This is a genomic window from Mycolicibacterium lacusdiani, assembly GCF_021916785.1.
In the GTDB taxonomy this organism is placed as follows: domain Bacteria; phylum Actinomycetota; class Actinomycetes; order Mycobacteriales; family Mycobacteriaceae; genus Mycobacterium; species Mycobacterium lacusdiani.
The window spans coordinates 83,420-105,006 of sequence record NZ_JAKCFC010000001.1; the positions used below are offsets into that span (position 1 = coordinate 83,420).

Annotated in this window: 19 protein-coding genes; 6 read left to right on the forward strand and 13 right to left on the reverse strand. The window is 65.9% G+C overall.

The features are described from left to right. The first annotated feature begins 13 nt into the window (after positions 1-13). On the forward strand, positions 14-1,213 hold the full coding sequence (locus tag LOK44_RS00405) for an NAD(P)/FAD-dependent oxidoreductase (protein WP_237568013.1): 1,200 nt from the start codon (positions 14-16) through the stop codon (positions 1,211-1,213). Between the two features lie 32 nt (positions 1,214-1,245). Here LOK44_RS00405 and LOK44_RS00410 read toward each other — a convergent pair whose 3' ends face one another. The 9 genes from LOK44_RS00410 to LOK44_RS00450 all read right to left on the reverse strand — a co-directional run bounded on the left by LOK44_RS00410 (position 1,246) and on the right by LOK44_RS00450 (position 11,075). After that, a complete protein-coding gene (locus LOK44_RS00410) occupies positions 1,246-2,124 on the reverse strand; it encodes a universal stress protein (protein WP_237568014.1) in 879 nt (292 codons plus the stop codon). Further along, positions 2,121-3,086 carry a carbamate kinase gene (arcC, locus tag LOK44_RS00415; protein ID WP_237568015.1) on the reverse strand — a complete coding sequence of 322 codons (966 nt, stop codon included), beginning with the start codon at positions 3,084-3,086 and terminating at the stop codon, positions 2,121-2,123. The genes LOK44_RS00410 and arcC overlap by 4 nt, the downstream gene beginning before the upstream one ends. Before the next feature lie 5 nt (positions 3,087-3,091). Next, a complete protein-coding gene (locus LOK44_RS00420; protein WP_237568016.1) occupies positions 3,092-4,096 on the reverse strand; it encodes an ornithine carbamoyltransferase in 1,005 nt (334 codons plus the stop codon). Between the two features lie 62 nt (positions 4,097-4,158). Continuing rightward, a complete protein-coding gene (locus LOK44_RS00425; protein WP_372481175.1) occupies positions 4,159-5,460 on the reverse strand; it encodes an acyltransferase family protein in 1,302 nt (433 codons plus the stop codon). Positions 5,461-5,474: 14 nt separating this feature from the next. Beyond that, positions 5,475-6,674: an arginine deiminase gene (locus LOK44_RS00430; protein WP_237568902.1), complete on the reverse strand. Its 1,200-nt coding sequence runs from the start codon at positions 6,672-6,674 to the stop codon at positions 5,475-5,477. Positions 6,675-6,733: 59 nt separating this feature from the next. Next, positions 6,734-8,212, reverse strand: coding sequence for an arginine-ornithine antiporter (arcD, locus tag LOK44_RS00435; RefSeq protein ID WP_237568018.1), 1,479 nt, complete (start codon positions 8,210-8,212; stop codon positions 6,734-6,736). A gap of 125 nt (positions 8,213-8,337) precedes the next feature. Then, positions 8,338-9,072: a universal stress protein gene (locus LOK44_RS00440; protein WP_237568019.1), complete on the reverse strand. Its 735-nt coding sequence runs from the start codon at positions 9,070-9,072 to the stop codon at positions 8,338-8,340. Beyond that, complete coding sequence (locus tag LOK44_RS00445) at positions 9,069-10,070, reverse strand: 1-phosphofructokinase family hexose kinase (RefSeq protein WP_237568020.1); 1,002 nt, start codon at positions 10,068-10,070, stop codon at positions 9,069-9,071. Before LOK44_RS00445 ends, LOK44_RS00440 begins: the two co-directional genes overlap by 4 nt. Positions 10,071-10,088: 18 nt before the next feature. After that, a complete protein-coding gene (locus LOK44_RS00450; RefSeq protein WP_237568021.1) occupies positions 10,089-11,075 on the reverse strand; it encodes an Acg family FMN-binding oxidoreductase in 987 nt (328 codons plus the stop codon). A gap of 179 nt (positions 11,076-11,254) precedes the next feature. Here LOK44_RS00450 and LOK44_RS00455 point away from each other — a divergent pair, with 179 nt between their 5' ends. Further along, positions 11,255-12,760: a bifunctional aminoglycoside phosphotransferase/ATP-binding protein gene (locus LOK44_RS00455; RefSeq protein WP_237568022.1), complete on the forward strand. Its 1,506-nt coding sequence runs from the start codon at positions 11,255-11,257 to the stop codon at positions 12,758-12,760. Between the two features lie 123 nt (positions 12,761-12,883). Here LOK44_RS00455 and fdxA read toward each other — a convergent pair whose 3' ends face one another. Continuing rightward, the gene (fdxA, locus tag LOK44_RS00460; protein WP_237568023.1) at positions 12,884-13,234 is read right to left on the reverse strand and encodes a ferredoxin; all 351 of its coding nucleotides are present in this window, start codon (positions 13,232-13,234) and stop codon (positions 12,884-12,886) included. A gap of 119 nt (positions 13,235-13,353) precedes the next feature. Between fdxA and LOK44_RS00465 the strand changes: the two genes are divergently transcribed. After that, entirely contained in the window at positions 13,354-13,896 is a 543-nt protein-coding gene (locus tag LOK44_RS00465; protein WP_308192683.1) for a pyridoxamine 5'-phosphate oxidase family protein, read from the forward strand. A gap of 6 nt (positions 13,897-13,902) precedes the next feature. On the opposite strand, the gene LOK44_RS00470 is transcribed toward LOK44_RS00465, so the two are convergent. Then, positions 13,903-14,733, reverse strand: coding sequence for a universal stress protein (locus tag LOK44_RS00470; RefSeq protein ID WP_237568024.1), 831 nt, complete (start codon positions 14,731-14,733; stop codon positions 13,903-13,905). 248 nt (positions 14,734-14,981) lie between these two features. Between LOK44_RS00470 and LOK44_RS00475 the strand changes: the two genes are divergently transcribed. Both LOK44_RS00475 and LOK44_RS00480 read left to right on the forward strand, forming a co-directional pair. Then, positions 14,982-15,566, forward strand: a complete 585-nt coding sequence (locus tag LOK44_RS00475) for an Rv1733c family protein (RefSeq protein ID WP_237568025.1) — start codon at positions 14,982-14,984, stop codon at positions 15,564-15,566. Between the two features lie 22 nt (positions 15,567-15,588). Then, a complete protein-coding gene (locus tag LOK44_RS00480; protein ID WP_237568026.1) occupies positions 15,589-16,473 on the forward strand; it encodes a universal stress protein in 885 nt (294 codons plus the stop codon). Positions 16,474-16,497: 24 nt separating this feature from the next. Here the strand turns inward: LOK44_RS00480 and LOK44_RS00485 are convergent, their stop codons facing one another. Continuing rightward, a complete protein-coding gene (locus LOK44_RS00485) occupies positions 16,498-17,370 on the reverse strand; it encodes a universal stress protein (protein ID WP_237568027.1) in 873 nt (290 codons plus the stop codon). A gap of 182 nt (positions 17,371-17,552) precedes the next feature. Between LOK44_RS00485 and LOK44_RS00490 the strand changes: the two genes are divergently transcribed. Then, entirely contained in the window at positions 17,553-20,888 is a 3,336-nt protein-coding gene (locus LOK44_RS00490; RefSeq protein ID WP_237568028.1) for a bifunctional diguanylate cyclase/phosphodiesterase, read from the forward strand. Between the two features lie 22 nt (positions 20,889-20,910). Here the strand turns inward: LOK44_RS00490 and LOK44_RS00495 are convergent, their stop codons facing one another. Next, entirely contained in the window at positions 20,911-21,477 is a 567-nt protein-coding gene (locus LOK44_RS00495; protein ID WP_237568029.1) for a dihydrofolate reductase family protein, read from the reverse strand. Positions 21,478-21,587: the final 110 nt, after the last annotated feature.

A 21,587-nucleotide genomic window follows, 5' to 3' on the forward strand; every position in this document is an offset into this window, starting at 1 on the left:
CGGAGTAGAGATCATGACTACCGACAAGCACCGAATCGTCATCGTCGGCGGAGGTACCGCCGGTATCTCGGTCGCCGCCCGGTTGCTGCGCAAGGGCCACTCCGACGTGGCCGTCATCGAACCGTCCGATACGCACTACTACCAACCGCTGTGGACACTCGTCGGCGGTGGGCAGGCAAAGGCGTCGACGACAGCACGGCCCGAGGCCTCCGTGATGCCCAAGGGCGCGACGTGGATCAAGAACGCGGCGGCCACGGTCGACCCGGACGACAACACGGTCACCTGTGCCGACGGGGCGGTCTACGAATACGACGTACTCGTCGTCAGCCCGGGCATCCAGCTGGACTGGAACCGGACCGAGGGTCTGCAGGACGCACTCGGTAAGGACGGGGTCTCGTCGAACTACCGGTTCGACCTCGCGCCCCGCACATGGGAGTTCATCCGTGGCCTCCGTTCGGGCAGCGCGGTGTTCGGCATGCCGTCGGGCCCGATCAAGTGCGCCGGCGCACCGCAGAAGATTGCGTACCTGGCGAGCGACTACTGGCGCCGGCAGGGCGTGCTCTCCGACATCGACGTGCATTTGGTGGTGCCAACGCCGCGTCTGTTCGGCATCCCGGCGATCGCCGACAACCTCGACGCGATCGCCGCCGACTACGGCATCACCGTGCACACGAACGCCGAGATCACGTCCGTCGACGCTGCAGCGCACAAGGTTGGCGTCACCCACACCGGGGACGGCGGATCCGACACCATGCTGAACTTCGACGTGCTGCACGCGGTGCCACGCCAGTCGGCGCCGGAGTGGATCAAGGCGAGTCCGTTGTCGACCGGCGACCCGAACGGGTACGTGGAGATCGACAAGCACAGCATGCAACACGTGCGGTATCCGAACGTGTTCAGCCTCGGCGATGCCGGGTCGTCGCCGAACTCCAAGACCGGTGCCGCGATTCGCAAGCAGGCCCCGGTGGTGGTCGAGAACATCGAGTCGCTACTTGCAGGCCGACCGCTGAGCGCCTCCTACAACGGCTACGGGTCGTGCCCGATCGTCACGTCCTCGCACGCGATGCTGTTGGCGGAGTTCGACTACGACCTGAATCTGACGCCGTCGTTCCCGCTGCTGGACCCGACCAAGCCGCACCGGAGCTACTGGTACCTCAAGAAATACGGGTTGCCGTTCATGTACTGGAACCTGATGCTAAGGGGTCTGGCCTAGCTGTACTGACCTAGCTCGTCGTCCAGGCACCGTCATTCGCTGCGACGGGCAACCATCACGGGTGTGTGCACCGCATGCACGACCGCAGTGCTGACCGAGCCGAGCAACATGGCTGCGAAGCCACCTCGGCCGTGGCTGCCGACCACCACGAGTTGAGCCGCCTCCGCGGCGGCCACCAGATGCAGGGCCGGTCGGTCGAACACCACGCGACGCTCGATCACGACATCGGGATAGCGTTCGTGCCAGTCGGCCAGCGCCTCTTCGGCGGCGGGGCGGAAGTCCGGCCATGCCGCGACGGGCACGACCGGCACGTCGGCATCACTCCACGCGTGCAGCGCCAGCAGGCCCGTACCTCGCAATTGGGCTTCTTCGAAGGCCATGCCGGTGGCCAACTCCGAAGCGGGAGAGCCATCGACGCCCACGACCACCGGACCGCGACTGAACGCCGACTCGTCGGCCTGGGCATGGATGACCACCACGGGGCAATGCGCGTGATGGACCAGACCCGTGCTGACCGAACCGAAGAGGCCACGTTGCCACGCTGCTCGGCCGCGACATCCGACGACGATCATGCGAGCATCCTTCGTGACGTCGATCAGGGTCGGCACCGGGTTCGCGTACACCACCTCGCCGTTGACGGTGACGTCCTCGCCGACGGTGTCGACGACCGTTTGCAGGGCACGCTCGAGGATCCTCAGCGCGTCGTCCCGTTGTAACTGAACGTATTCCGCTGGAATTGCCGCCGTCGCAAGGCCCAACCCCCACGCAGGGACCCCGGGATCGACGACGTACAGAATGCTCAGACCGACATCGTGCAGCGCCGCCTCGCGGGCGCCCCACCGGAGCGCGGCATCGGACACGGCCGAGCCGTCGACTCCCACCACTATGCGGTCCGACGAACGAACAGTCATGCTCCCAGTCCTCTCGACATCGACGGGTATCCGCCGCTGCGGTTGGCAACCGCCGTGGAAGCGCGTACCCGGGTGCCGGCAGAGCCGTCGACGATGTCGGTGATGTCTGTCAGCGACCCGATGACCGCTTCCCTGCCCGTACTGCGTGCGAAGTCGCATGCAGCCTCGACCTTCGGTCCCATCGATCCTGCGGGGAGGTCCAGATCGGCCAGGTCCTCGGGTGTGACTCGCCCTAGTCGCCGCTGCTTCTCGGAACCCCAGTCGACGTAGACGCCGTCGACGTCGGTGGCTATCACGAGCAGGTCGGCGTCCAACTGCTTCGCCAGCAGAGCCGACGCGAGGTCCTTGTCGATGACCGCTTCGACACCGCCCAGTCGGCCGTCGTCGTCATAGGTCGTGGGTATACCACCGCCGCCGGTACAAATGACGATGGTGTTCTGATCGACGAGCGTTCGAATGGGCTCGATCTCGAGTATGCGCTTGGGTCTCGGGCTGGCGACGACGCGACGGAAGGCATCACCGTCGGGGGCGACCGTCCAGCCACCGGCGGCGCTCAAGCGTTCGGCGGTTTCCCGGTCGTACACCGGCCCGATGGGTTTGGTGGGATGGCTGAATGCCGGGTCTTCGGGATCCACCTCGATCATCGTCAACAGCGTGGCGAGCGACTGATCTGACGGCAGCAGGTTGGCGAGCTCCTGCTCGATCACGTAGCCGATCATCGCCTCGGTTTGAGCGCCGAGGACGTCGAGCGGGTACGGAGCCACGTCGTGGTACGCCGCTGCCTGGAGCGCGAGCAGTCCCACCTGTGGCCCGTTGCCGTGGGCGACCACGATCTCGTTGCCGTGCGCGATTGCGGCGATGCGCTCGGCGGCGATCCGGATGTTCGCTCGCTGATTGTCCGCCGTCATGGGCTGCCCACGCTGCAGGAGCGCGTTGCCGCCGAGTGCGATCACTATCCTCATCGCGCTCAGCTCAGCGCCGCGACGAGGACCGCTTTGATCGTGTGCATGCGGTTCTCTGCTTGTTCGAAGGCAATGTTCGCCGGGCTCTCGAACACGTCGTCGGTGACCTCGATGCCGTCGGAGAGAAAGGGATACCGGGCCGCGATGCGAGCCCCGACCTCGGTATTCGAGTCGTGGAATGCAGGCAGGCAGTGCATGAACTTCACCCGTGGGTTGCCGGAATCCTTCATCAAAGCCGCATTCACCTGAAACGGGAGGAGCACGTCGATCCGTTGGCCCCAGGTCTCCAGGGGTTCACCCATGGACACCCACACGTCGGTGTGGATGAAGTCGACCCCTCGTACGGCTTCGCTGGGCTCATCGGTGATGGTGATCCGCGCCCCCGACGCGCTGGCGAACTCTCGGCACAACGCCACGTGGTCATCCGTGGGCCACAGGTCCCTCGGTGCGCCGATGCGTACGTCCATTCCCAGCTTGGCGCCCACCAGCAGAAGCGAGTTCGCCATGTTGTTGCGGCCGTCTCCCACGTAGGCATAGGCGATGTCGTGCAACGGCTTCGGGCAGTGTTCGGTCATGGTGAGCACGTCGGCCAGCATCTGGGTCGGATGAAAGTCGTCGGTCAGCCCGTTGAACACCGGCACCCCCGCGTACTCCGCCAGTTCCTCGACGGTCTCCTGGGCGCTGCCGCGATACTCGATCGCGTCGTACATCCGCCCGAGCACCCGTGCCGTGTCCTTCATCGATTCCTTGTGCCCGATCTGCGACGACGCTGGGTCGATGTACGTCACGTGAGCGCCCTCGTCGTGGGCGGCCACCTCGAACGCACACCGCGTGCGAGTGGACGTCTTCTCGAAGATCAGCGCGATGTTCTTGCCGGCAAGGCTGTTGCGCACGTCTCCGGAGTACTTCGCCCGCTTCAGGTCCCGGGCCAAGTCGAGCAGATAGTGCAGGTCCCGGTCACTGTGATGGACGAGGCTCAGCAGGCTGCGATTACGGTTGTTGAACGCCATGGCACGTGTTCCTTCGAGTTTAGGATTGATTGGGGTGGTATTCGGCAGCCGTGGGCAGCGACTCACGCTCTCGTGCAGTCACGCCTGGACGTGATCGTCATCAGCACCAGTCCGGCGGCGAAGAGCAGCGACGTGCCCACGGGAAGGGCTCCGTCGGGTGCGAAACCGGCTGCGGCGAATCGAGCCAACGCGATCGCCACCCCGGCCGAACCCGCGAGGAGTGCCGCCTCGGTCCAAGGCGGCGCGAGAGGGGAGCCGACCACCGGCAATGAGGCGAGGAAGAAGCGGCGGTTCCACCACAGCAGGGCGAGAAGGCCACAGGTCACGAACGACAGGACGACGAGCCATTCGAGACGTGCGAGCCACCATGCTCCGGTTCCGATCGGCGGCTGGGGCAGCAGGCCGGATGGATATCCCACCAGCGTGACGGCCACGACGGGCACCATGTGCCATAGGTACAGTGCCATCACGTTCTGATTGGCAACGGCGAGTGGCCGCTTCAACCGCGACGCCGACAAGACGTGGTTCAGTGCTGGAGCGCACGAGAGCACCAGGCCGGCCTGTACGGCACCGAACGCCAGCATCGCCGACGTCGGCGGAGAGGTGTTCTGGACCGCAGCGCCCGGAACGCCGATCATGCTGATCGGGTATGGCCCAAAGGCCACCAGCGCCGCCAGAACCGCAGCGGCGGTGACCGCGAGGTAGACCGGCCGGGGCCCGGACAATCTCGCCCGGTGCCAGGCGATGCCGAGCTGATAGATGGCCGCCCAGCAGAATGCGTAGTTCAGCACGCCGACGTAGGGAACCTCGGCACCGATCGCCAGCGCGTCGACGGCTGCGGTGGCAGCGGCCAACGCCGCGGGAACTGCCAGCCCCCAGCGGCAGTCGGCGGCCATCAGCAGCGGGGTCAGTGCGACTACGGCCATGAATACGGCGAGAAACCATAGATGCATGCCGACGGCCCATCCGCCGATCGACAGGGGTCCGCGGACACCTGCGGCCACAACGGCGACGACGACCACCGTCAAGACCCCGACGTAGATCGCCGTAGGTCCCACGAATCGGGCCAAACGCCGCCGCAGCCAGGCTTGACGGGAACCCCGACCGGACCGTTGCCAACGCGTCCAGGACACCGCGCTGGCATAGCCGGCGACCACGAAGAAGACGGGGACCACCTGGAAGGCCCAGGTCAGCCATTGCGTCCACGGTATGGCGACGAGGGGATCCTGCCTGCCGAACTCGCCGTCGTGAAACGTCAGAGCCGCGACGAGCCAATGGCCGAGTACGACGACGACGATCGCGAGGACCCTGTAGAGGTCCATGGCCAAGTCGTGAACCGGCGTCTTCGTCGTCGTGTCAGCCAAAGCCATGGGTCCGTTCACGTGTAGAGCGGGTCGCGCAGTATCGGGCACGTCATGCACCTGCCGCCGCCTCGGCCGCGGCCGAGTTCGCTTGCGTCGATGGTGATCACCTCGACGCCGGCCTTGCGCAGCGCGGTGTTGGTCAGGATGTTGCGGTCGTAGCCGATCACGACACCGGGCTCCAACGCGACGACGTTGTTGCCGTCATCCCACTGTTCGCGTTGGATGCCGTAGACGTCCCCTGCGGTGGTGACGACCCGGAAGTCGACGCCGACCGCATCCCCGATCGTCTCGACGAGACTTCTCGACTCCCGCCGGACGTCCAGTCCGGATGCAGACCCGTCGTCGGGGCGAAGGCTGATCGGCACGATGCCATCGACCACCGGGGCGAACGCCGTCACCAGGTCGCGATCGCAGAACGTGAACACCGTGTCCAAGTGCATGGCCGAGCGAGTCTTCGGCAGGCTCGCGACGATCACCTGCTCGGCCGCGCCCGCAGCGAAGAGATTGCGGGCCAACTGAGTGATCGCCTGATGCGACGATCGCTCGCCCATGCCGACGACGACCACTCCCTTGCCGATCGGCATCACGTCACCGCCCTCGAGGGTGCCCAGTCCGTGGTCGACCGCCGACCCGTCTGGGTCGCCCAACCACACGTCGAATGCCTCATCGGCGAAGAAGGGATGGAAACGGTACACGGCGGCGGTGAGCAACGTTTCCTGCCGCCGGGCGGGCCAGTACATCGGGTTCAGCGTGACACCGCCGAAGATCCACGCGGAGTTGTCCCGCATGAACTGGGTGTTGGGGAGAGGGCGAAGCACGAAGCCGGCCGGGTCCAAGGCGCTGAATATCGACAGGAAGTCGCTATCCACCTCGTCGAGCACGTCTTGATAGGCCACGCCGCCAATGAGGAACTCTGCCAACCTATCCGGCGCGAGTTCGGTGAGCCACCCGCGAATCTCACCAGTGAGTCCCGGCCCGACCAGGTCGTCGGTCACCTTGCGGTCGAGCAGCCACTCCCTGGCGTCGGGTTTGGCCACGACGTCGGCGAGCAAGTCCTGTAATTCCAGGACCTCGACGCCGCGGTCGACCATCTTGGCGACGAAGTCGAAGTGGTCACGTCGTGCCTGCTGCAACCATATGACGTCGTCGAACAACAGGTCGTGGCAATTGTCCGGCGTCAGCCGTTGGTGCGCCAACCCGGGAGCACAGACCATCACACGTCGCAGCCGACCTGCCTCGGACCAGACCCCGAGCCCGGTGGCCTTTGCAGTGTTCACAGGACGGACAGGTTTCCGGTGGCCATCAATCCGGCGGCGAGCACAGCTGTCAGCGCGACTACACCGACGACGACCATCTCGGGCCGGGTGAACGCCGGAAGCCGACTCTCCCTGCGCGCCCACAGGTACAACCCGGTGCCCGCGAGGTAGAACATCGCGGCCACCATGACGTACTGCCAGCCGCCCGCGTAGACCAGCCATACGGCATAGCCAAGCGCGACGACCCCGACGACGATGTCCCGTCCGCGACCGTGGCCGTGCTCATACGTCTCACCGCGCACGGCGAGCAGCACCTGATATGCCGCCGACCAGAGGTAGGGGAGCAGGATCAGCGAGGTCGCCAGGTAGATCAGGTTGGTGTAGGTGCTTTCATTGGCCAGCGTCCACAACAGCAAGGCTTGAACGCAGACGTTGGTCAGCCACAGTGCATTCGCGGGAGCTCCATGGCGGTTCTCCTTCGCCAGTGCCTTCGGCATCACGTGTTCGAGCGCCGGCAGACGCAGGATCTCGACGCACAGCAGCACCCACGCGATCAGCGCACCGAGCAGCGAGATCACCAGACCGATCGAGATGAACGCCGCGCCCCAGCTGCCCACCTCGCTCTCCAACAACCCTGCCATCGACGGATCCGGTACTCCCGCGAGTTCCGCCTGGGCCATCAAGCCATAGGAAAGCAGGTTGACCAGAAGCAGGAGCGCGAGGACTCCGACGAATCCGAGAACGGTGGCTCGTCCCACGTCTCGGCGTTTGGCCGCGCGCTGCGAGTAGACGGCGGCGCCCTCGATGCCGATGAACACCCACACCGTCACCAGCATCATGTTCTTGACCTGAGTCATCGTGTCGCCCAGGGGCGCTCCGTCGATTTGGGTCGTCTTGCCCCAGAAGTCGGCGCTGAACAGGCCGGCCTTGAAACCGACGGCGGCGATGGCGATGAAGACCAGGATCGGAACCACTTTGGCCACGGTCACGACGACGTTGACGAGCGCTGCGGTCTGCACTCCGCGCAGTGTCAGAAAGTGCACGGTCCACAACACGACCGATGCGCCGATGATCGCGGGAACCGTTGCGCCGCCCTCGAAACCGGGAAAGAAGTAGCCCAGCGTCGAAAACAGCAGGACGAGGTAGGCCACGTTGCCGACCCAGGCAGACACCCAGTATCCGAATGCCGAGGTGAACCCGATGTAGTTGCCGAAACCGGCTCGGGCGTAACCGTAGACGCCACCGTCCACGTCGGGCTTGCGGGTCGCCAGTGTCTGAAAGACGAACGCGAGGGTCAGCATTCCAGCGCCCGTGATGGACCACCCGATCAACAACGGGCCCGGCGCCGCGCTCGCGGCCATCTGGGACGGCAGCGCGAAGATACCGCTGCCGATCATCGATCCGACCACGATGGCAGTCAGTGACGCCAACCCCAGACCGGCGCTGCGGCGCCCCGGCCGGGTGGCGGGCGGCGGTGATATCAGGGTGTCGGACATCGTCGTCCCTCCGGTTCCTCGTCTCGATGGCGTGAGTGCACGCGCCGGATTCGACGCTATGGACCCGATCGACGGAGGTGAGGAGGCTTTGGTCCCCGATCGCGAGGCCTAAGTCACCCGGGACTTCAGCCTCGAACGACCAAGACGGTGCAGTCGGGGTAGCCGTGGATCGGGTGGCTCTCGAGTCGCGCCGGGTCGCCGAGGCGCGCCGCATCCGCCGTGCCGACGACCGCCAGTTGGGGCACTGCGGGACGCTCGTGGTCGGTAGTGCGGATGCCGCCCGGCGGAACCATTTCGACGTGCACGTCCGGGAAGCGCCGCACCCAGCTGTCCTGACGACAGTCGACTTGTCGAACGACCGCTCGCCGCATGCGGCCTTCCCGCATCGCTCGATGCACGACCTCATCGTTGCCGGGTGCGTCATCGAGGACCACGGCCACGACACCGTCTCGAGCAGGGGCGGTATCACGGACGATCGCGACCGTGCAGGCGGCCTTCTCTGCGAGGGCGGCAGCCAGCAGTCCGACGCCGTGTCGACGGGGCTCTGCTCCTACGCAGAGCATTGCGGCGCCGCGAGATTCGTCGAGCAAGACTCGATCCGGCGTGCCGTGGCGGATTGCCGTTCGGACGATCAACGACGGTACGAGGTCGGAGACGGCACCACTCGCCTGCTCAAGGGCTCGACATGCGCGCCGCACGTCGTGGGCACGGTCATCCGTCGTACTCGACTCGGGAACGGCGAACACCAAGCGCATCGTCGTGAGTTCGTTCCTGGCTTCCGTTGCGGCCCATCGTGCGGCGTTCAGTGCGGCCGCGGAGCCGTCGATGCCCACGATTATGGGTGCACTCGCTTCGATCACCTGGTGGCCCCCTCCGGTGTGGTCGAGGGTGAAAATGGATTGGGGTGTGAGGCATAGGGCCGCTGATCGAACAACCGCCAGACGTCATCTGGCCGACAGATGCCGGTGCCGGGGGTCAGCATCATCGCGGCGCCGCACGCCATGCCGAATCGAACCGCTTCGGTCATCGACCAGCACCGGCTGAGCCCCACCACGACACCCGCGACCATGGCGTCGCCCGCCCCCACCCCACTTCCGGTAGGCATCTCGTGGGCGGGGAATCGTTGGTGCCCAGTCGGCGTCACCAGCAGTGCGGGGTCGGCGCCGCGCGAGACCAGAATGCTCTGCGTACAGCCCTTCGATATCAATTGAGCTGCCGCGTCGAGTTGTTCGTCCTCGCCGGCAAGGGGACGGCCGGCCCAGTCACTCAATTCGCGCGAACTCGCCTTCACCAAATAGGCCCCCGACGTCAGATTGGCGAGCCCCACGCCGGACGTGTCGAGGACGAACAACGAGCCCTGATCGCGGCACGCGTCGGCCACCGTCTGGTAGAAGTCTGGGGGGACACCGGGCGGCAAACTGCCGCTCGCCACGACGAATTCTGCTCCTACGGTGGCTCGCCGGAGCGCGCCGAGACACGCGTGTCGTTCGTCCGCGGACATGTGTGGTCCAGCCAGGACGAAGCGGTACTGCAGCCCCGTGGCGAGTTCGTCCACGGTGACGTTCTCGCGGGTGGTGTCGGCGATGTCGACGTGAACCGTGTCGACGCCTTCGTCATCGAGGAGTTCGAGTATTCGCCTACCTGTGAGACCTCCGACGGGCAGCACTGCCGAGGCACTCGCCTGCAGGGCGGTGGCGACTCTGGCCACGTTGACCCCGCCGCCACCGGGATGGTAACGGCCGGGTCCGCAGCGAACCTTGCTGGTGTGTCCCACGGTCCGGGTTTCGGTACTGATGTCCAGTGCCGGGTTCATCGTCAGGGTGACGATGCGGGTGAAATTCGTCGTTGGCTCGTTCATCCCCGTTGGCCGCTATGCCTAGGAGGGTTTGGTGGTGTAGTGCAGGACGTCTGAGAGCGGACGACGCGGCGTCCGCACCGGGGCGTCCTCGAGCGCGGGCGCCAAACCAATCCGAGCCAGTACCTGCGGATACGACCTGCCCGTGAGTTCGGCGACGATGTCCCGGGACGCCGGCACCTCGGTGACGTGAGAGAGGATGCCGGTGGCGAGACCGGCCAGAGTCGCCTCGAGGAGGACGGCCGAAAGGGTCTCGCCGCAACCCAGTACGTCACGACGCGTGTCGTCGGCCGCCGAGATGACGACGACGGTCGACCGATCCTCGGGTACCTCGAGCCGCCGCTCCCGATGATGTGTGACCGGGAAGGTCCGGCCGATGGCCACTCGATCACTCTCGGCTGCGGAAACCAGGGCGGCGTGCGGAATTCCATCCGAGACCTCGAATGGGGCCGTCCACCAGTGCATCTCCTGGTGATATGCGGAGTCGTACATGCGCAAGGACTCGGAAAGCATCGAAGCCTCCTCGAGGTCGGTTCGGTCGAGTTCGGTCAACACGTCGACCAAAGACGGCTGATCGGCAACTGCGGCCCGCATCGAACGCTCGAACGACAGCCAGTCGGGCGGGGAGGCAAGGGGCAGCCGATCGGTGTGTCGCATCCAGATCGCCTCCGCACGGCGACGATGAGCTTCGGTGACATAGGAGATGGTGGACGTCGTGACCGAGGCGAGGTGTCGATGATCATTGGGGTTCGGGTAGTAGTCCACGTTCGCGCGAAACCCCGCCGCCGCAAGCGCAACCCGAAGGTGGTCGAGAGCAGCACCGCAGCTGATCAACGCCTGGCGACCTGATCCGTCCGTCGACACCAGACGATCGGCATCGACGTAGAGCCTCAGTTCATGGTCGCCGTACTCCCACAGCCAGGGCTGACTGTTGTGATAGGACGGTGCGCGGCAGGCGAGGTGAACGGCCTGTTCGATCACCTTGAGCGGGGTGTGGGTCTTGGGCATGGTCATCCCTTCGATTCGTGCTCCGCCTCAGCGTGGACTCTCGCCGGCACGCAGGGCAGGGCCCTTGGTCACCGGCGTCGTCGCCGTCAGTCCCCATCACCGCGTTCGATGACCTTCGTCCCCGGGCCGGGGGCCGAAGACCTCTGTGAGTGCCACGCGGTACGCGACACCATTCCGGCATGACCGCAGTCTCCATCGACGCCGCAGCCCACACATCCGACGCAAGGGACGATGGATACGCCCCCACCGTCCGGGAAACACACACCGGCATCGTCGTCCTGGTGGGCGACCGCGCATTCAAGGCCAAGAAGCCGATCAGGACCGACTTCCTCGACTTCACCGACGTCCACGCGCGGGAACACGCATGCGCCGACGAGGTGAGGCTCAACAGCCGCCTCGCGCCGGACAGCTACCTCGGCGTGGCGCACCTACAGTGGGCGGGGCCCGACGAACCCGCCGAACCCGTCGTCGTCATGCGCCGCTATCCCGACGATCGCCGGCTGGCCGCATTGGTCACGCGCGGGGAACCAGTCGATGGCGTGCTGCGAGCGATCGCAGGCATCCTGGCGCGGTTCCACGAGGACGCGGCGCGTTCGAGTGCCGTGGACGCCGACGGGCGGGTGCCCATGCTCACCGCCCGATGGGAGGAGAACCTCACCGCGCTGTGGTGCCATGCCGATACATTGCTGTCGTCGGACGTCCTCGGCGAGATCGACCGACTTGCTCATCAGTACCTCGACGGTCGGCAGGTCCTGCTGGCGGGCCGCATCTCGGATCGCCGCATAGTGGACGGGCATGGCGATCTGATCGCCGACGACATCTTCAGCATGCCCGAGGGCCCCGTCCTACTGGACTGCCTCGAGTTCGACGATCACCTTCGTCACGTCGACGTTCTCGACGACGCGGCCTTTCTCGCGATGGACCTCGAGTACCTCGGCCGCCGCGATCTCGCCGACCTCTTCCTCAGCGCCTACTTGCGCGAGACGAGCGATCCGGCACCGATGTCGCTGGCGCACTTCTTCATCGCCTACCGCGCCGTGGTCCGTGCCAAGGTCGACTGCATTCGCGCCGGGCAGGGCGATCCCGGCGCCGCTTCACGGGCCGAACGGCATCTCGGCCTGGCACTCGAGCACCTGCGCGCGGGTACGGTGCGACTGGTGCTCGTCGGCGGCAATCCGGGCACGGGGAAGACCACCCTCGCCAGGGAACTGGCGGCCCGCATCGATGCCAGTGTCGTCTCGACCGACGACGTGCGCCGGCAACTCGTAGGACGAGGCGCCGTTGGCGGTGAGCCTGGGGACCTGGACACGGGCCGATATCGCGCCGACAACGTGGCACTGGTGTACACCGAAGCGCTCCGTCGGGCAGCGCTGCTACTCGCCGGCGGTCACACGGTGATCCTCGACGCAACCTGGCGCAATCCTGTCGAAAGACAGCGAGCTCGAGAGGTTGCCGCCCAACATGGTTGCCCAACAGTAGAACTGGAATGCGTGCTCGACGTGGACAGTGCGCTGGACCGGATCCGGTCCCGCGACGACGACACCGCATCCGAGATCACGCCGGACTTGGCCAGAAGCCTGCACGCGAACCCGTCGCCATGGGCGGAGGCCCGCCGAATCGACACCGGACGGCCGCTGGGCGACTCGGTGAGTGAAGCGCAGCAGTTGTGCTGCCTGACCATTTGAAGACGTGACGACCTTGGCTCCGAAGTCCACGTCGGAACCAGCCTACGTCCACGACATCGAGACGCTGCGCCGCAGTGTGGCCCGTGGGCCCGCGTGACTGAGCGGTTCGCCAACTCGGACGGCTCAGTGGTGGGCGGCCTGCGGCGGCATGGCGGCGATCAGCGGCGTGTCGACGCCAACCGGTCCCAGCTTGCCTGCGCCACCAGGATTCCCGAGAGGCGCGTCTCGCCCGGGCAGGATCACCGAGAAGAAGTCGGCGTTGTCCCTCAAATGTGCGACTTCGCCCTCGCACAGGTCCGTCTCGTACTCGATGGCATCGACCTTGCAGATGAGCTTGCACGCGCCACAGTCGACGCATTCCTCGGGATTTATGTACAGCGACCGCGCACCCTCGTATATGCAGTCCACCGGGCATTCCTGCACACACGACATGTCCTTGACGTCGACGCATGCCGATCCAATCACGTAGGTCATGTGCGGATACGTTAGACACCGACTACCCGAAGGCGCTGGGGGACAACGCCACACGACGCAGGGACCTTGGTCCTCGACCTGGCTGTGCGCGGCGCCCAGGAGGACCAACGACGTATGCGGTGGGGACCAATGGCCCGAGTTTCGACGCTCGGTCCGGTCGTAACGTATCCACCAACGATCCAGTAGACGAACGCACTGTCGTCGCGAGAACGAAGGTTCAACTGATGCAATTACCCGAGACGGAACCCGTTGCCTCGATGACCGAACAGGAGTGCTGGGATCGATTGTCAGGCGTCGCGCTGGGCAGGCTCGCGACGAGCATCGACTCGAGGCCAGACATCTTCCCGGTGAACTTCGTGGTTCAGCGCCGCACGATACTGATACGAACGGCCGAGGGCGCCAAGCTCGTGGGCGTATCGATCAATCCGTGGGTTGCGTTCGAGGCCGATGACCACGATGTCATGCGTGGCTGGAGCATCGTCGTGCACGGCCACGCGACGGTACTCGACTCCGTCGCGGACATCGCCCTTGCCGAGAAAGCCCAAGTGCTGCCCTGGACGGCGACGTCGAAGACTCGGTTCATTCGGATCGATGCGACACGAATCAGCGGTCGTCACTTCGCCTTCGGCGCGGAGCCGGACTCCACTCTCGACCTCGGCTGACTCGCTTCAACGGGCGTGGGCCGGAGTGGTCGCGCGGCGGTGAACGACGAGAACGGTCCGCTCCACCTGAGCTTCCCGGCCGCTACGCTCGCCGCCGACCAACGCTGCCACGTCGTGTGCCGTTGCCGCGTCCGTCACCACGAGCCCACCCACGTCGGGGTTCTGCCGAAGGAAGTGACTCATGTCGCTCTCCGTCGCCACTGGATGTATGCGAACGTCCGGGAAGCGCTCCTGCCACTGGGTCACCAAAGTATCCAAGGATGCGGACGGCGTACCACCGAATTCGGGGCGCCACACACCGACGGCCAGGACCGGCCTATTCAACAGCCGCGCCTGCTCGATCCCCGTCTCGATGATGTCGTTGTCCACGAAGACGCTCACGGGCACCATCACCCATTCGAGTTGACCAGCCTGCTTGGGGAGATTGGGCGAGCGGACGATCGCAACCGGGCACAGCGCCTGCTCGGCGACGCTTGCGGCGGTCGAACCCAAGAACGCGATGCCGACCCGTCCGATACCGGACGAACCGAGGCAGATCATCGTGGCGTATCCCGACTCCGATTCGAGTACACCTGCTGGATTCCCCTGTGCGATATCAGTTTCCACCAGGACGCGATCGTCGGCTTGCTCGACCGCAGCACGTGCCGCATGCAGGGCGGCCTTCGCTTCCTCGACCGCGCAGCGATACTGTTCGGCCGTCAAGGACCCGAGAAGATCAGTCCTGATGACGTACAGCAGCCGTAGCGGTACACCTCGACCGACGGCTTCACCCACCGCCCATGACGCCGCGGAGAGGGCTTGCTCAGAACCGTCGATGCCTACGACGACGGGCTTCACTGTTGGTTCGGCCATGTCGAATCCTTCCTCGGACGGATATGCGGGTCTCGTTGAACGCTAGGGCGGGTCGTGGACTACTGGAGGAGCCATTGGTCACCGTCGACGCGTCGTTGGTCCCACGCTGCATCGCCACTTCGTGGCCATTGCCCCAAGCGAACAGTGACCTTGGGCCCTCGGCATAGCAGTCGAACGGCGCGACGATTGATCCGAACGGCGCCACGCGGGTGCCACCGTCGAGGGAATGGGCGATGGAGTACTTCACGATCCGCTGGCCGAGAAGTCGCGTCCTGAATGCCTTCCGTCGCGGTCCGCTGATTCGAATCAGCGACCGCGTCGAATCCATCGTGGCGATCGTCGGCATTCTGATGGTGATCGTGGCGCTACCCGTCGGCGCAGCCGTCGGCACATCGGTCCGCGATGCTCAGGCGCGAGTCCTTGCCGAGCACGCAGCAACGCTGTCGGAGGTAGACGCACTGGTGACCGCCAAGAGCAAGTCCAGGTCCGATGGACCATACGACGTCGTCTACGCAACCCCGGTGCGTTGGATGAGCGACGGGATCGACCACAACGGCGTTGCGGAATCGTCGAGTCCACTTCGTGTTGGTGACCACGTGCCCGTCTGGTTGTCCGATTCAGGACAGGTGACCAGGGGACCGGCGCCGGCGGACGAAGCGGCGCGACAGGGCATCGCCGCGGCGATCGTCGTGTGGGCGTCCGTGGCCAGTGTGGTCGGGTGTGCCCATTGGGCACTGCGCAGCCATCTCGACACGGTCCGATCTCGGGTATGGGACGACGAACTCGGTTCGATCATCGACGACGGCAGCCGTCGATGATTCGCATCGTGAGTACCGAGCCGTGACCGCTGCCACTCGACCGACGCGCCACGGTGTGGTGGTCGGTGTCGACGGTTCACCGCAGTCGCGGGTGGCAGTGGACTGGGCTGCGCGTGACGCCGAGTTGCGCGCCGTGCCGTTGACCGTCGTGCACGTGCTACCGGCCGTCATGGTCGGTCTTGGTCATGTCCTTCCCGAGTCATCGGCATTCTGGGCCACCAGAGAGGAGCGGGCGAGAGAGTTGGTCGACCAGGCGCTCGGCTGGGTTCGCGACGCAATCTCAGCCGAGCCCGGCATCGCGGTGCGCCACCGAATAGTCTCCGACGCCGTCGTCCCGGGCATCGTCGACATGTCGAGCGACGCAAGTCTTCTCGTAGTCGGTGCGCGCGGCCTTGGCGGGCTACGGCTGCTGCTGCTCGGTTCCGTGTCGTCGGGATTGGTGAACCTGGCACACTGCCCCGTGGCGGTCATACACGACGAGGACCCCATGATGCCCGCTCCCGCGCATGCCCCCGTGGCCGTGGGCGTCGACGCGTCGCCTGCATCCGACCTCGCCGTCACCATCGCCTTCGAAGAGGCATCGCGTCGACAGGTGGACGTCGTAGCCGTTCACGTCTGCAGTGACGACGCCGATGCTTCTTCCATTCCGGCCCTTGAGGATTCGGCAGCCAAGACGCTGTCGACGCGCTTGGCGAGTTGGATGGAGCGCTACCCGCAGGTGACCGTCCACTGCGTCGTCGCGCAAGGCCGCCCCGCACTGCGATTGCTCGAGCAGTCAGAGCAGGCGCAGCTTCTGGTGGTGGGAAGTCATGGTCGCGGCGGGTGGGCGGGACTGTCGCTCGGGTCTGTGAGTTCGGCAGTCGCGCAGGGCGCTCGGATGCCGGTGATCGTCGCGCGTCAGAAGTGACGGCTGTCAACCAGGGGTGACGGGCTACAGGGCTCGGTGCGGTTCGGCGACGAGAATGGAGCAGCGGGTCCCGTGTAGTGCTGCGTTCGCGGTCGGCCCGGTGATGTCGGCAAGGCCGTGACGCCGGTCGTGTCCCACGACGATCAACTGTATGTCGTCGGCGTTGCGAGCAATGTAGTCGACCAGGTCGCCGGTCACTGCCTCGGCTTCGATGACCATGCCGGGATTCACTGCGCGCCATCGGCCCAGCGACCGCTCGAGGCTCGCTCTGGCCAGGCGCCTGCCCTCTTCGGCGGCCTGGGCGTCGTGGACATCGGCGAACGTCAGGCGCCGGCTGCTGACGACCCGCAGGGGCGCCGACCGCATACGCGCCTCTTCGACCGCTCTCGCCACTACGAAGGTGTCGTCGGGGTCTCCGTCGGCTGCGGTCACGATCCACCCCGCACCCGAAGCGGTGGGCACCCACCCGCCTCGAACGATGGCCACCGGACAACGAGCGCGCGCGCTGACCGCCGCTGCGGTCGAGCCGCCGCGACGCCCGGCGGCGCTGTTCAAGCCGATGGCGCCGACACAGAGCATGTCGGCAGTTCGCGATGCCTCGAGGAGCGCCGAGGCCGCCGTGCTGCGCACGATCTCCGCCTCGACCTTCACCGGCTGATTCGTCGACTCGACCGCGGTCACCGCCTGACGTATCGAACATTCGGCCGTACCGAAGTCCTGGGCATGGGTTTGCGGGTCACGTGACTTGGCGCCATCGGGCTCGATCGCGTACACGAGACGCAACGGCACGTCGCGGTCGACGGCTTCGGCTACCGCCCACAGCGCAGCGTCGATTGCTCTACGTGAACCGTCGATGCCGACGACTACCGCTGGTGTGGGTGGGGGTGTCTCGCGCATTGGTTCCTCCGCGCCGAAAGTCCGATGTTCTCGACGAACGTATCGAGGAGACCGTGCCACCTAGCAGGGAAGAAGGTCCTGCGTCCTGCGCCGTTGGTCCCGGATCATGGGCTTCGCGTCCCCAGCCACGATCTTGATGCATGCTTGCTGATATTGACGCTGCTGTCCGAAGTAGGTTTTCCATGGCTCGAGTCGTGCGCTCCGCGGCGATGTTGGTCTCGTTCTCCGTGGCCTATGCGCTTGCCGTCCTAGCGGGTCGGGCGACCCGGCTGGCCGGGGGAGAGGTCGCGCTGGTGTGGCCGGCTGCAGCAGTCGCGATCATCTGGCTGCTCGCCACGCGGCGATGCGGTCGCGGGGAACGTGCCATCCACGTAGCGACGCTGGGTGCGCTGACCTTCGTCATGAACGTTGCGACCGGTGCTCCGGTGCTGCTCAGCGCCTGGTTCGCGCTGGTCAACGTCACTCTGTCGATCGTCACGGTCGCGGTGCTGACCCATCGGCGGCGTGACGCCGTGCTGCGCGATCCCGCTGACCTCGCGCGTCTCATCGCTGCGGTGGCCGCCGGCGCATGTGCCGGTGCCGTCCTCGCGACGGCCTTCCTGGCCATGGCATCGAATGCTCCGGTCGGGCAGACCTTCGCGCTCTTCGCCGTCCGCAACGGCACCTCTGCACTGCTGGGGCTGGCGATCTGGCTACGGCTGCACGACGTCGAATGGAAGCGCCCCCGCACGTCGATCTCGTCGGTCGTCGAGGGACTCGTGGTGAGCGCCGGCATGGCCTTCGTCTTCTATTGGATCTTCTGGCTGAACACCGGTGTTCCGATGGCGTTCCTCACTCTGGTGGCCGCGATGTGGCTGGCGTTGCGCTACAGCACCACCGTGAACATGGCGTTCCTCGCCGGGACGGGCGCCTGGATCGTCTACGCCACCCTGGTGAACAGGGGAGTCTTCATCGTCCCCGACATCGAGGCGCGGGCAATGCTGTCGCAGGCAATGGTCTGCAGCCTGACGGTGATCGTGCTGACTCTGTCGCTGTACCGCGATTCTCGCCGACGTCTCGTCGCTCAGCTACGGCAAGCGCGCGACCGAGCGGACCGGGACTCCGAACTGCTGGGGGCAGTACTCGACAGCATCCACGACAGCGTGATCGTCGTCGACCCATCCGGTGACGTGGTGCTGCGGAATTCCCGAGCCCTCGCCGACGACCACGTCGTGCGCGAACTCGTATCGGCATCGCCAGGCGGTGACCCGGGGGACGTCGTCTTGGACGGCGAACCACCACGGGTCATCGAGCTGAAGACTGCGCCTCTGGTGCGCCAGCCTGCACTCAGCGTCATGGCCTTCCGGGACGTCACCGCGGAACGCATGCATGCCCGGGCGCTTCGCGAGGCACGCGATCTGTTCGCCGGAGTCCTGCAGGCGGCGTCGGAGCAGGCAATCGTGGGCACCGATCCGTTTGGGTCCATCACGGTGTTCAACAACGGCGCGGAGCGGCTGCTCGGGTGGACGGAGACCGAGATGCTCGGCCGCACGCCGTTGGACTTCCACCTAGCCTCCGAGGTTCGCTCGAGAGCAGCCGAATTGGGCATCGCCGCCGGATTCGAGGTCTTCACGCGCGACGTGACACCGGAGACGGCCGAGGTGCGCGAGTGGACGTTCGTGCGACGTGACGGGTCCCACGCGGCCGTCAGCCTGGCGGTCTCGCAGATGACGGCCGAGGACGGCCTCTGTGCGGGATACATCGGCGTCGCCACGGACATCACCGAACAGAAGGCGGCCGAGAACGCACTCGCCGAGAGTGAAGAACGGTTCCGGCTCGCCTTCGACACGGCCCCGATGGGCATGTTCATGTTCGACACCACGCCCCAGCCGTCGGGGCGTGTCACGCGCTGCAACCAGGCCATGGCACGAATTCTCGGCCGATCGGCAGACGACGTGCTCGGAACGCCGGTGACCTCGCTCGGAGATGTCGACCTAGATTGCAGCGCAATAGATTTGACCGACATGCTGACACTGCGCCATGGCGACTCCTTCGAGGGAGAGATCGCCTTCCGCCGCGCGGACGGCGCTACGGTGTGGGGAGCCGTGTCGGCTTCACTAGTGGCTCCTCCGGGGTCCCACCCGTACGGCATATGCCTGGTCGAAGACGTGACCATCCGCAAACTCGCCGAGGCCGAACTACGGCACATGGCTTCGCACGACAGGCTCACCGGGCTGGCGAATCGCGCGCTGTTCATGGACTGCGTCGAGAACGCCCTCGCCGACCCGGGGTGCGACGAATCGCGCCGTGTCGGCGTCATCTTCCTCGACCTGGATGGCTTCAAGGCCGTCAACGACACCTGGGGGCACGCTCAGGGCGACCACGTGCTCGAGACCGTCGCCAGACGGATCGAGACGTCGATTCGATCGCGGGACACCGCCGCGCGCCTCGGTGGCGACGAGTTTGCGGTCCTCTGCCCGCAGATCACCGACGTCGCACACCTGCGCGCGGTCGCCGAACGCATCCTCGACGAACTGCATCGTCCCGTCGGCCTGTCCAGTGGTGGGACCTACGACCAACTCTCCGCCAGTTGCGGCGTGACGATGTCTCACCCGGGGTGCACGGCACAGAAGCTGCTACAGCAGGCAGACATGCTGATGTACCACGCGAAGCACGACGGCAAGGACCGCGTAGCGCTGTCCGAGACACCCGAGGAAGCTGCCATGCACCGCGCGGTACAGCTGATTCCGGAGCTGGAGCGAGCGGTGGACCGCGGCGAGTTCGTGGTGCGCTTCCAGCCCATCGTGAATCTCAGCACCGGCGACTACGTTGCGGCGGAGGCACTCTTGCGGTGGCAACACCCGACCCGGGGACTGCTCGCGCCAGCCCAGTTCCTGACGGCCGCCGAGACGGCCCGCCAGATGCCTGCCATCGGGAGGCATGTGCTCTACGAAGCGTGTCGAAGCGCACGACTGTGGGACGGACCGATGGCGACCGCTGCCGTGCACGTCAACGTCTCGGGCCGGCAACTGGAAACCGGGGACTTTCGGGCGGACGTGCTCGAGGCACTCGAGAGAACCGGACTCCCACCCGACAGACTCGTTCTCGAACTCACCGAGACCTATGCCGGACGAGTCGCCATTCGTGCCAAGGACGATCTGGAGCGGCTCCGCCGGGTAGGAGTTCGCATCGCCATCGACGACGTCGGCACCGGCTTCAGCGGTCTGGTCAAGATCGTCGATCTGCCCATAGACATCCTCAAGATCGACAAGCAATTCATCGGCGGGTTGCCGCGCGATACGCGGTGCGGAGCCATTACTCGAGCGGTGCTGATTCTCGGCTCCAGTTTGGGACTGTCGGTGATCGCCGAGGGAATCGAAACCCGTGAGCAGTGCGACCTGCTCGCCAAATGGGGTTGCGAGCTGGGACAGGGTTTCTTGTTCGGCAGGGCCGTGGAGGTGGTCCATACCTTCGTGGGACCGGGGCCTCGTGTGTTGGGTAGGAGCGCGCCGATCGTCGACGTCGACGAGATCGGCTGAGAAGGAGATCGTTGCCAGCCGATCAGGCGCGCGACGCCTCGTACCGCAGCAGGACGGTCCCACCTGGAAACGTGCGGTTCTCCAGCAGGCGCAACGAGATCCACGACGGCAGCGTCGGCAGGAACGGCGTGCCGCCGCCCACGATGGTCGGCGCGACCACGAGACGGAACTCGTCCACCAGCCCGGCCGCCACGATGGGCGCCGCCAGCGTCGCGCCGGCCACCTCCAGCTGGCCCTCGGTTTCGGCCTTGAGCTTCGTCACCACCTCAACCGGATCGCCGCGTTCCAGGCGGGAGTTCCAGTCGACGGACTCCAGGGTGTGCGAGAACACGACCTTGGGCATGCCGCACCAGACGCGCGCGTAGTCGACGATCAGCGGTGGAGCGTCGGGGTCCTCGTCGGCGGTCGGCCAGTACGCGGACATCAGATCGTAGAGCTTCCGTCCGTAGAACGTCAGCGCGGTGTCCCGCTCGAAGTCGTTCCAGTACTGGTGCAGTTCGTCGCTCGGTTCGGACCAGTCGATGCTGCCATGCGCATCGTTGATATATCCGTCCACCGACACGTTGAAGCCATAGATGAGTCTGCCCATGCAGACCAGACTGCACCGGAGCGCATAACTCATCGCGCCGACACGCGCCTAACCCAGCTTCAGCACCCGCTCGGCGTTGCCAGCGGCGATCATCCGCAGATCTGCCGGTG